The sequence below is a fragment of the Butyrivibrio sp. AE3009 genome, from assembly GCF_000420845.1.
Taxonomy (GTDB): Bacteria; Bacillota; Clostridia; order Lachnospirales; family Lachnospiraceae; genus Butyrivibrio.
Genome location: NZ_ATVS01000061.1, coordinates 1 through 11238, shown reverse-complemented (window position 1 = coordinate 11238; position 11238 = coordinate 1). Strand labels below are relative to the sequence as shown.

11 protein-coding genes are annotated in these 11238 nt (G+C 38.6%); 2 read left to right on the top strand and 9 right to left on the bottom strand.

The genetic code is table 11. From position 1 onward, the window contains the following. The first annotated feature begins 263 nt into the window (after positions 1-263). Together G588_RS0117470 and G588_RS0117465 are read left to right on the top strand one after the other, a co-directional pair. Positions 264-1697, top strand: a complete 1434-nt coding sequence (locus G588_RS0117470; RefSeq protein ID WP_022779989.1) for a TldD/PmbA family protein — start codon at positions 264-266, stop codon at positions 1695-1697. Between the two features lie 17 nt (positions 1698-1714). Next, the gene (locus tag G588_RS0117465) at positions 1715-2989 is read left to right on the top strand and encodes a metallopeptidase TldD-related protein (protein ID WP_022779988.1); all 1275 of its coding nucleotides are present in this window, start codon (positions 1715-1717) and stop codon (positions 2987-2989) included. A gap of 122 nt (positions 2990-3111) precedes the next feature. On the opposite strand, the gene G588_RS0117460 is transcribed toward G588_RS0117465, so the two are convergent. The 9 genes from G588_RS0117460 to G588_RS0117415 form a co-directional block, all read right to left on the bottom strand. Further along, positions 3112-3438, bottom strand: a complete 327-nt coding sequence (locus G588_RS0117460; RefSeq protein WP_022779987.1) for a hypothetical protein — start codon at positions 3436-3438, stop codon at positions 3112-3114. Between the two features lie 641 nt (positions 3439-4079). Then, on the bottom strand, positions 4080-4565 hold the full coding sequence (locus G588_RS0117450) for an Imm44 family immunity protein (protein WP_022779985.1): 486 nt from the start codon (positions 4563-4565) through the stop codon (positions 4080-4082). A gap of 168 nt (positions 4566-4733) precedes the next feature. Further along, the gene (locus G588_RS0117445; protein ID WP_022779984.1) at positions 4734-5450 is read right to left on the bottom strand and encodes a hypothetical protein; all 717 of its coding nucleotides are present in this window, start codon (positions 5448-5450) and stop codon (positions 4734-4736) included. A 56-nt stretch (positions 5451-5506) separates the two neighbouring features. Continuing rightward, positions 5507-6361: a hypothetical protein gene (locus G588_RS0117440; protein WP_022779983.1), complete on the bottom strand. Its 855-nt coding sequence runs from the start codon at positions 6359-6361 to the stop codon at positions 5507-5509. Between the two features lie 7 nt (positions 6362-6368). Beyond that, the gene (locus G588_RS0117435) at positions 6369-7307 is read right to left on the bottom strand and encodes a hypothetical protein (protein ID WP_022779982.1); all 939 of its coding nucleotides are present in this window, start codon (positions 7305-7307) and stop codon (positions 6369-6371) included. Between the two features lie 124 nt (positions 7308-7431). Further along, a complete protein-coding gene (locus G588_RS0117430; protein ID WP_022779981.1) occupies positions 7432-7893 on the bottom strand; it encodes a CDI toxin immunity protein in 462 nt (153 codons plus the stop codon). Positions 7894-8042: 149 nt separating this feature from the next. Next, positions 8043-8858: an Imm32 family immunity protein gene (locus G588_RS21865; protein WP_022779980.1), complete on the bottom strand. Its 816-nt coding sequence runs from the start codon at positions 8856-8858 to the stop codon at positions 8043-8045. A 149-nt stretch (positions 8859-9007) separates the two neighbouring features. After that, the gene (locus tag G588_RS0117420) at positions 9008-9382 is read right to left on the bottom strand and encodes a hypothetical protein (RefSeq protein ID WP_022779979.1); all 375 of its coding nucleotides are present in this window, start codon (positions 9380-9382) and stop codon (positions 9008-9010) included. A gap of 168 nt (positions 9383-9550) precedes the next feature. Further along, positions 9551-10987 (bottom strand): AAA family ATPase, encoded by a 1437-nt coding sequence (locus G588_RS0117415; protein ID WP_022779978.1) that lies wholly within the window; start codon positions 10985-10987, stop codon positions 9551-9553. Between the last annotated feature and the right edge of the window lie 251 nt (positions 10988-11238).

The window sequence follows — 11238 nt, the reverse complement described above, 5'->3', positions numbered from 1 at the left end:
ATATGATATACGAATTGCTCCATGACTATCGTCATTCTCGCAATTCTACAAATATTCGGAAACCGCTAATTTACTGCGTAAATTGCTAATTCCTCATATTTGTTTGGGCCATAAAGTCAAAATGCTTAACATGCCAGCATGTACGCATTTATGACTTTTGGCACCTATATCATTAATATATCTAATTGATTATAAGTGAGCAATAGCTTACAATTAACAGGTCTGACAAGACAATTTCCATGAATTATGAAAGGAGACATTTGATGAAGGCAGAATTTTCACCTTATCTGAAAAGTATCGCTGCCGGCCTGAAAGAGCTCATAGCCGAGCTTTCGAAGCACTTTGACTATGTCAGCGTGCTCTCCACGGATTCCGTGGGCTTTTCCATGGCAGCTTCCCAGAAGGTTAAATCCATAACGGGCAACACACTGATGACTGAGAGAGGAAACGTTGTAAGAGTCTACAAAAATGGCCTCTACAGCGAGTATTCCTTTAACCTCTTTGATCCTGACAAGGCTCTGGAGACAGCGTCCAAGATTAGAAAAATCCTGGATGCACAGATTTCCGTTCTGGATGAGACCGGATCTTTAGTTTATTTTACAAAACAGCTTAAGGATGAGCCTCAGGAGCTCTTTGTGGAGATGGAGACAGACTCTCTTCCCGAGACCACTGATCTTGCTGCCCTTATGGACAAGCTCCAGAGCTTTAGCAACGAAGGCATCGCACTTTCCGAGGAGATCATCGACTGCAACGTAAGAGCTCAGTCCACCCACGTTTGTAAGATGTTTTTGACTAAGAACAAGGACCTTCGCCAGAGCTATGTATACTCCGAAGGCGGCATTTCCATGACCGGTGTTCGCGGTGAAAAAATGGACTATGCCCACAACGGCGTATCTGACAGGGAAGGCCCCCACATTTTTGACACCCTTGGAGAGACTGTTAAAAAGACCTTCAAGGAGCTTAATGACAACTTGGGTTCAAAGCGCATCGAGCCCGGCGAGTACGATATCATCACCTCACCCGAGGTTTCCGGCCTTATCGCCCACGAAGCCTTCGGCCACGGCGTTGAGATGGATATGTTCGTAAAACAGCGTGCTCTCGGCGCTTCCTACATTGACAAGCGCGTTGGATCCGATAAGGTTACCATGCACGAAGGTGCCAACTGTGTTAAGGATGTTGCCAGCTACGCTTTTGACGACGAGGGAACCCTGGCTGGAGACGTCATCGAGATTGACAAAGGAATACTTAAGACCGGTGTCTGCGACGCCCTCGCTGCTCTCCGTCTTGGCTGTGAGCCTACAGGTAACGGCAAACGTCAGAACTTCGAGCACAAGGCCTACACCAGAATGACCAACACCATGTTTGATCCCGGCGAGTACACCAAGGAAGAAATGATTGCCTCAGTGAAAAAAGGCTATCTTCTCTCCGGCATGTTCTCAGGAATGGAGGATCCCAAGCACTGGGGTATTCAGTGCATCATCGCAAGAGGCTACGAGATTGTTGACGGCAAGCTCACAGGCAAGGTCGTTTCACCCGTTGTCCTTACAGGCTATGTTCCGGATCTTCTCGGCTCGATTTCAATGGCCAGCACCGACTACGAGTCCTTTGGCTCAGGAGCCTGCGGCAAAGGCTACAAGGAATGGGTCAAGGTTTCCGACGGCGGCCCGTATCTCAAGGCAAGAGCAAGACTTGGTTAATTATCGGGAGGAAAAAAATGACAGACAAGATTATAGAATTATTGAAAGCCTCCGGCGCCACTGCCTATGAGGTTTCAGATACAGTTACAGAAGCCTGGGAGTTCTATTTTATAGGCCACAGGCTGGATCAGAACAGAATTAGAGACGTTGAGCACATAAACGTAACAGTGTACAAGGCTCTCGAAGATGGCAAGTTCCTTGGAAGCGCATCAGATGAGATTGCCCCTACCGCAACAGAGGCTGAGGCAAAGAAGATCATCGATGACCTTCTGCTTCGCGCTTCCTATGTTAAAAATGCATATTTTGAGCTCAACAAGGAAAATACCCAGGTTGAGAACAAGGATTATGATGTAGAGAAAATGGCAAAAGACTATATCGAGGCCCTTCAGCAGATTCCTGAAACTTCCACAGAGGACATCAACTCCTACGAGATTTTCGCTGAAAAATGCACCAAGCGCTACGTCAACTCCGAGGGCATCGATGTGACTTTTGTCTATCCCAGCTCACAGGTTGAGGTGGTAGTCAATGCAAGAAACGATGATCACGAGATTGAGCTTTACCGCATGTATAAGGCAGGAAGCTGCGACAAGGACCACCTGGTAAAAGAGCTCACCGACACCCTCCGCTTTGGCAAGGACAGACTGAAGGCAACACCTACACCAGCCCTCAAGAAGGCAACTGTCCTGTTCTCAACTGAGGATGCGGCTTCTCTTTTCCAGTACTTTGGAGCAAAAATGATGGCCAGCATGAAATACCGCGGTCTCTCAAACTGGGAAATCGGCAAGGAAATCGCTGATGACGTAACCGGTGACAAGATAACCTTAAGAGCCCTGAAAGAGCTTCCCAACTCCTCTGCCAACAGGCCTGTAGACAGCCAGGGTGCTCCAGTTCACGATATGTACATTTTAAAGGATAATGTTCCCGAGAATTACTGGGGTGACGTTCAGTTCAGATATTATCTTGGAATCAAGGATTCCTTTATTGCAGGGAACTTCTCAGTAGACGGAGGAAGCAGCACTGAGGCTGAGCTTCGCAGCGGCACCTACCTTGAGCCCGTGGAATTCTCAGATTTCAGCGTTGATCCAATAACAGGTGATATTGCAGGTGAAATCCGTCTTGCGTACTATCATGATGGCGACAAGGTAACTCCCGTAACAGGCGGCTCCGTATCAGGAAGCCTTCCTGAGCTTCTCAAGAACATGAAGCTCTCCAAGGAGCAGAAACAGTATGACTGCAATCTCATTCCTTCTGTAATTAAGGTTGAGAATGTGACAATTGCAGGTGCGGAGTAAGCAGAAGTCAGAGGGAAGTCAGTGGGGACGGTTCTCTTTGACTCATTTTCAAAGCAAATGAGTCAAAGAGAACCGTCCCCACTGACTTCCTTTTGCCATAAGATCCCCTAACTAACTCATATTTATGATCGGTCATATGTTGTATAGCCCAAACGCTCCAACTCAGCCTGAACTTTCAAAAACTCCCTTTTATTCTTATTCAAGAAAGGAAATGACGTCTTATTAAATACTACTCTCGTTCTTTCATCATCATAGAATAAAAAGAAAGGCTCTTCCGCACATATATCTCTTTCTGCAACGCAAAAAGTGTCCGCAAGGATCTGATACTTACTATCTGCCCAGTTCTTTCTGCATTCTTCAAATAGAATCGTTTTTCCATCCTTAAAATGAATTCCGCTTTCGTCTATATACAAAATCTCTTTGTAGCTATATTCATTATGTCTATCCACAAGAGTTCTCCTTGCTACTTCCTCGCAATCACTAATATTTCTATCAAATTGATACTCTTTTTTTCAAATTGTTCATACATAAGAGATATCTGCCTTTCTATAATGCTTTTCTTTATTCTAGTTCTACCGATGTTCCCTCTTTACCTTGTAAAAACAAAGATAACAAGCCCTATGATAACTGCCAGAATTATTATGCCCGCTATTAACTGCCCTTTCCACTTATCGTGAGCGTCAGGGCTTTCCGGGTCAATCTTATTCATTCTATTACTAATTCTTTCAATTTCACTGTCCTTAAAATAATTCCTGGGTTCATGATTGTTTCGCATATTCGTTATACCTTCCCTAAAGATTCCTTCTTCCCAACTCTTTAGTTTTTATCATGATAGCATGATGGTAATGTCCTTCAATGCATATCTGCTGAAACATACAGAATTCACGTTGAAATGTCGTGATAAGATGTGACACTGGGACGGTTCTTTTGTCAGAACCGTCCCCACTGACTTCTAATTCATATATTTGCGAACGATACAATGCGGTGCTAAACCATGAATTCATTTTTTGATTTTTCAAGTGGTGCTTTTCTGTGAATTGGTGGTGCTCTGGTGCATGCAGGGTGGGATCATAGCCCGAAATATTCACTTTCAATATTCGCTCATTAATTCTCTATATTTCTCGTCAGGAATTACGCCGATAACATCTCCTATACTATCATACGAAATCTCTAATTTTGAAAGGAATGTTTTTATAAGTCCTTCGCTATCAAAAACAGCTTTTTTACTCTTCTTACACTTTTCTCCAATTACCCTGATCGAGTCTACGATGTTTTTTACAACCATAAGATACTGATGATTATAGTCTGACGAAACAAATTCAACGTAAGGAATTGGAAGACGTATGTCGGCGTATTTCTTTTGATAACTAATATATTTTCTTGGCTTTCCCCATCCCCTAATTAAATTCTCATCAGGATGGCAATTGACCACTATACATATACTCTCAATACTATCCGAAAATTGAGAAATCTTAAAATTTTCCTCGTCCACTTTTGCACTAATATCTCTAATGATTTCTGAAACCCTAAAAGCAGTTCCCCATATCTCACAACTTAGAATAAAAGCTCTCCCCATTTACTTTAACCCCTTAACTTTTCCTCACTTTTTCTAATTCTCTCTTGATTTTCTGTGCCGTTTCAATAAACTTCGCATGGCATACCTCTTCTCCAGAAGTCAATGTTCTTACCGAAAATCGGGCATTCACGATCCCCTTCATTTTTCATACTACCTTTTACTCCATTATTACTGTTTCATCTTTTGTAATAATACATCCATACTTATAAACTCTTTTTTCTTTTCATAATCAAATTCCAATTCAACCACAATTCCATCAGACTCCCATGAATCAAAGCCGATGTAATACCCGGATTCATATTTGGAATCCAATATATCGTAGATGCTCACAAGATGCGGATCAAAACCTAAAGGATCTGATAAAGCCCCCACCATAACGTCATAAGGATATGCCCACAAACAACCGTCATAAGCAACAAGATTGGTATTAGGGTCATAATGAATATCCATTATGATAAAGGACTCTCCAACATTCAGATTCATGTCGTTGGTCTGCCCTCTCGGTATATAATTGAATACCTCTAAAGTATCTACATCAATATAGCTGATGCCATATAGATCAATATGAAATGGGTAATATCTATGCCCATTACTATGATTTATAAAACGGGTAAATGGCCTGCACTGATCATCTACTGATACATACTCATATACAACTTCTTCGTTTTTTAACAGCTTGCACCTTAGGAATCTGGCATAAATCTCTCTTTCCGATCGGTGAATATACTTTTTTATGTGTAGTGAAAAGTCATCAGGAAGCTCTACAACTTCTTCCCCTGCAAAATACTTTTCATCCTCAACATAACTACTGTATCTGACCCGTTCATCATATTCTTCTGTTCCATACAAGTTGGTATAGTCAAAACGGCTATCATATGTCGTCATATTCCATTTTTCCTTTTCTTTTTCCTGAGTAAGCTCTTTTACCCTTTCAAGCCGTCTTATACTCCCAATATATAGAATCCGTTATATTCCCGTGCTTTTTCAAGCCACTCTGTCAAATCCTCATATCCTTCCGGTTTGTTTTCATTGGCTCTTTCAATTATTCCAGGAATCTTTTCAGGGTTGAAATATGTTAGTCCCCAGGTATCAAACAATGATTCCTTCATTCTTGCATTAATGCCAAGTCCAAAAATATCCTTATATTCGTTATAGAATTGATTCTGATAATCTCCATGTATATACAACGAATCATTTTGCCAAAATACGTTTTCATCTAGATCAAGAATATCCTTTGTTTCAGCATCCTTCGGCAGTTTACAAAAGCACAATTGAATGTAACACGAACCGCCGCACTCTCTTCTTTCATCCTGATTATCGAAGGTCATAAAAAGCCTATATTTTTCAAATAAAGGCAACTTCTTGTTCAGCCACTCAGCCAATCTGGGTATATCCTCTATTGCCTTATCGCAATAGTACCTAAACTGCTCTTCCCCAAAATAATCCTTCTGAGATATACATTTCCTTTCGCCATTGTTATAGGTATCAATGTTCCATTCCTTTACAACCTCCAAGGATAATATGTACGTGGTGCGCCTATTTCCGGGATGTGCAAAAATCACCCACTTCATATGTTCGTCAATGCACCCATATTTCTCAATCACGTGGCATATATAATTAAATTTTTCCGATGATTCTTCGCGTATTTTAAATGCTAAGAAAGGAATATTTCTATAACGGATTTCCTCTTGATACATTTGAAAGCGCATCCATGTTATATCCAGGAAATCCATGAAGATTTCACTTATTATGCGATTATATGAACCACTAATTTCTTTATTGTCCAAATCACTCATTTATTAATCACCGGTCATCCCTGTAACTGATTTTTTCCTTAAGAACGTTTGGAAGGGATTCCTCATCAATTCTAGTATTTATGAGGAACATCTTTCGTAGATTCGTTTGCTTGCTCAAATCAGGTAAACTGGTTACATGTTTAAGATCCTGTAGCCTTATTATTTCAAGATCAGTTAGTTTTTCCAAGAATGAGATATCCTCTAACTTGTTGATATGCCATAGTTCGATTTCCTTAAGGCTTTTCAGTTTCGAAAGATACTGTAAATCAGTATTTGAGTTCCAAAGGAGTGCAAGCCTTTCCAAATTCATCTGATAAAGGAATGTAAAGTCATTAATCTTGATGCCCCTTAAGGCTAAAGACTTTAGTTCCGGAAGATTGCTGATTACTTCCAGATTTTTCTTTGCTTTTTTTCCAAGCCACAATGACTTCAGATTCTTATATCTCAGGAGCCATGTACAGTCAAACTTAATGCCAGGTCCCATGGTATCTGCCATAATGGTAAGTTCTTCAAGATCAGGTGAAAGATATTGTATAAATTGATAATCTCTCAGATCAAAGCAATCGATATAAAATGATCTTAAATTCAGTTTTGTCAGCACATCAAAATCAATCTTTTGCTGATTATCTCTTAAATATAAATCAAGACGAAGCCTGGTCAAATGAGGCATTTTCAGAAGAAAAGAAATATCGACTTTATCCTCTTCAATAAAATCCCATAGTCTGAAAGTGATATCTGGTCGAAGCGAAAGGAGCTCATCAATTATCTGATATGCTTCATCCGGTAAGGACTCTGAAATCTGAATAGTTTTGATTTCCTTGTTATTAACAATATCATTTATTACTTCATCATCAATGTCTTTATACCCGAGCCACTTCAAGAAACCATTAGTATGACTCTTTATTGCTATATCTATATAATTTGAGAGATTTATATAAGTCCCCAAAAAGTTTCCTCCAACAATCACATAGGCAATGAATATGATAAACGGCGTTACTGCATCGATGGCAGATATTAATACCAATCAAGAATATTGCTACGTTTAGACTAGAATTAATCATTGCTCAATGTCATTTTAGTATTGCAATATGCAGATTACCGGCGCTGTTCAATTCAATTATATAACTAAAATCTTCTGGAATAAGCCATGCATAGAAATCTACCGCACTGACATCATCAAAATTATCAAAAATAGACCTCATCTTACAAGAAACTCCGGGAAGTAGAGCATTTGACCACAATAAAAAAACATTTTTTTCAATCTCACAACAATCTGGAATTTCAGCCTTACTGAAATTGAAATTATTATAGACCACGTCATCCCATAAAATATGTCCAACATAACTAAATGGTAGCATCGAAGTCAACCAAATCCATATCTCAGCATGTCTATCTGCATTTATTCTGGTATGCGGCCCGATACTTTGCATGCATTCTTGAAAAAGAACATGATTTGAAATATATTTTTCTTTTACATACATTCTGTTCTTTTCTTTTAATAATTCATATTTTTTCCTTGTTTCTTCATCCATATAAGCACCTTAATTCCATACTCATTTTGAGCTGTTATTCTAACTTCAAACATCATATAATCTTGCCAGATTTTCTCAATGATAATGTTGTTTAATTGTGCTCTCCTTATTCAATGAATTGTTTTGAATATGCCATGGAACAAAAAGCCTTATTCTTTCCGGATAGTAATCTTAACAGATTCTTGCTCCAAATAGCCATTCTTATCCAACTCAATCTGTGCTCCTGAAGGTACGTCATGCTGCGCAAGATTAAGTAAATGATTTGCCAATGATTTAAGTCCGGCGGTATTGGCTGTTATCAAAATACCATCATTATTAATCGAAGATTCTATCCTGTAGCCTGCATTCCAAGCAAGCCGCAGCTCTTCTCCGGGATGATAATCACTAATTTTCATCACAATGTCATGCGTATCAGAGTTCTCTTCATAACCGTGTCTTATGATTGCTTTCTTATTCACAAAGAGTTTATCTTCAGATACTTGACCTTTTAAGATCATTTTCACGCCAATATCACGAAGATTAGAGATTAAAGAATCCTCCCTGTCTTTTTCCAGGTAGAGATTATTGATTCTTTCATGAGCACAAGATTCAAACCAACAATACCCATCCTTAAAAAAGCTAATGTCAGTAGGCGATGTGGGATAGTCAAAATCCCATAAGCATCCTATCTGTTCTAATATACTAAACGCTTCTATTTCCGTTTTATATGTGATAAAAAAACATACAGGATCATTGTCATCTAGTTGCTTCGTTAATGGCCATTCTTTTACTATTTCAGCTCCTATCCTGAATTGTTCCAGCTGCTCTTTTATTTTTTGAACATTTTGGCTATATTTCTCATTCTCTTTTCTTCGATAATACAAAAGTGAAAACGCATCGCTATAGGCGAATAGCATTGCAAGAAAAAGCCTGGATTTTTCTTTATCTTCTAAGCCGCTTACATAATATCTATTATATGTCGTCATGTTCTATTTTTTTCCTTTTCTTTTTCTTCAGTAAGCTCTTTCAGCCTTTCAAGTAGCTTTTCAAGCCTATCTTTTCTTTCACCCAAATCCTCAAGCTGAGAAATCCAGTAAAATCCGACCCAATCATCAATATTGGCTTTATGGCACCATCATTCAATTACCGGATGCGGTAAATTTATAAATCCACCATTTGTATTGATAACAACTGAGTCTCCGGATGCTATATACTTATCTATATTTATCTCATTTGAGAGATATCCGTGCATTGTTGAAACAAATAAGGTTGTTATCTCATCCGGAAGTTCTAATTCAATCGATTGCCCATTCATGATTCTTATGCCGAAACGGTCGAGCACCTGCATATCCAGTCTTGAAACAGGTCCTCCGAGCATTGACATCTTACATGCATCGCCTTTAAGTTCATATTCAGACATAAACTCAGTCTTGTTTTTGTGAGTCATAATCCAATACGGCACAATAGCATTGGCCCATTTCTTTTTTCTGGTCACTTGAATGTTTTTCATACTTACTTTATCCCCCTATTTGCCTAAATCATTACATTTTTTTCTAAAGTTAACAATTGTTCTGTGACTTTTGGTTTTGTGCGTTATATACCAGTATTTTTTATACAATTTCATATATTGTTGATTTTCAGCCCGTAACCACATCTATGTCATGTTATAGGCTGGAAATCAACAATCAAATAACGCTTCCATGGTTATCACATTAGTAAAAATCCCACTGTAAGCATTTTTCTTTAATCCATACGTGGTTACAAGTGTGTTCCTGACAACTTTTTTTCTGGATATCTTTTCCATTATAAGCCTGTCCCTAGTACGCATCTTCTCTTCATAGCTACTATCAACAGAAAACTCACCACTATAAAACTTCAGCTCACAAAGATTTACTACATTATCTGCACGATCTATCAGTAAATCGATCTGAGTTCCTTCTGAATCGTCGTTTTTCTCTTTTATCCACATGGACATGTTTGCCTCAACTCCATTAATTTCCAGAGCTTTCTTGATTTGTGGATAATGTCGATAGCATACATTTTCAAAAGCCAGGCCTCTCCAAGTATTTAAAGTGCTTGAATTTACATTGTATTGCCAAAAACTTTCTTTTTTCTTTTGACCTTTAATAAAATATAAATATGTCAGGCAATATGGATCAGACAATCTGTATTTTTCTTCCCGTTTACCATCTGAAAACGGAATATATTTTATTAAAAAGTTACTTTCTTCAAGTGCTGAAAGAATCTTGTTTAGTTCGCTACCTGAAATATCACTGAATTTTTCGGATATTTCACTTCTTGTATACCCAAGATTCCTTCCAAACAAAAACTCAACAATCTCTTTTGTCTTTGTAGGTTTATCAAATGCTGATGTAAAAAGATTTTCATATTCCCCTTTAAGCATAGGATTCTCATCAAACAGTATCCTATCGATATTCTGAGCCAGGCTCAATCTTCCGTCCATATAGCCCAGATAATAAGGAACACCACCAAATACCATATAGCTCTGTGTAATATCGTATCTGGAAAATTGGATATTCTGACTTAAGAAGTATTCTTCACACTCTTTCAGGGTAAATGGCGACAGTTTTATCTTATGGGTAATCCTGTTATAAAGACCACCTTTATTATTTATCAGCTTATTCTGAATCCATGAGTTAGCACTTCCACACACTATCAGCATGACATTTCCACGTTCATTACACCAACCATTGTAGAATTCTTCAAATGCTGTAATAAACCTGGATTTTTTGGTATCCATCCAGGGGAGTTCGTCAATAAAAACTACCTGCTTTGAACCATCATCTTTTTCTGTAAGCAGCTTCTTAAGCATAAAAAAGGCCTCAAGCCAGCTGGTTGGTCTTGCACCTTTTTTCATCCCATACATCTGCAGGGACAGATAAAAGCTTTCAAGTTGATCCTTTAAGGTTACTGCTTTTCCGCTTTCATTTACTGGTGATAGTCCTGTATGATGAAATGCATATCTTCCCTTAAAAGTATTATTTACAAGATATGTTTTTCCAACACGTCTTCTGCCGTATATCACCACTAAATCTGTCTGCTTTCTTTCATATATCCTATTCAGTTCTTCCTGCTCTTTTGTTCTTCCTATCATGCTAATTGTCCTATTTTTGATTTTTTTATTATTACAGGACAATTATAACACATTTTTGCATTATAATTGTCCTGTAAGCATATTTTTTTATAATTAGAGGACAATTATAACAAGTATACTACAACATATTTTCCATCTTAATCGAGTAGGCTGACTCCTACTCGATTTCGCACACGAACATTCCGCACTTCGTGCTCCATGTTCTTACAACCGGCAAATGAATTTGTATGCAAGCATCCATTCGCTTGCCG

What these genes read in the sequence shown, in the direction of transcription:
- G588_RS0117470 (WP_022779989.1), top strand. Translation starts at nt 264, where the DNA reads ATGAAGGCAGAATTTTCACCTTATCTGAAAAGTATCGCTGCCGGCCTG.
- G588_RS0117465 (WP_022779988.1), top strand. Translation starts at nt 1,715, where the DNA reads ATGACAGACAAGATTATAGAATTATTGAAAGCCTCCGGCGCCACTGCC.
- G588_RS0117450 (WP_022779985.1), bottom strand. Translation starts at nt 4,565, where the DNA reads ATGGGGAGAGCTTTTATTCTAAGTTGTGAGATATGGGGAACTGCTTTT.
- G588_RS0117445 (WP_022779984.1), bottom strand. Translation starts at nt 5,450, where the DNA reads ATGACGACATATGATAGCCGTTTTGACTATACCAACTTGTATGGAACA.
- G588_RS0117440 (WP_022779983.1), bottom strand. Translation starts at nt 6,361, where the DNA reads ATGAGTGATTTGGACAATAAAGAAATTAGTGGTTCATATAATCGCATA.
- G588_RS0117430 (WP_022779981.1), bottom strand. Translation starts at nt 7,893, where the DNA reads ATGGATGAAGAAACAAGGAAAAAATATGAATTATTAAAAGAAAAGAAC.
- G588_RS21865 (WP_022779980.1), bottom strand. Translation starts at nt 8,858, where the DNA reads ATGACGACATATAATAGATATTATGTAAGCGGCTTAGAAGATAAAGAA.
- G588_RS0117420 (WP_022779979.1), bottom strand. Translation starts at nt 9,382, where the DNA reads ATGAAAAACATTCAAGTGACCAGAAAAAAGAAATGGGCCAATGCTATT.
- G588_RS0117415 (WP_022779978.1), bottom strand. Translation starts at nt 10,987, where the DNA reads ATGATAGGAAGAACAAAAGAGCAGGAAGAACTGAATAGGATATATGAA.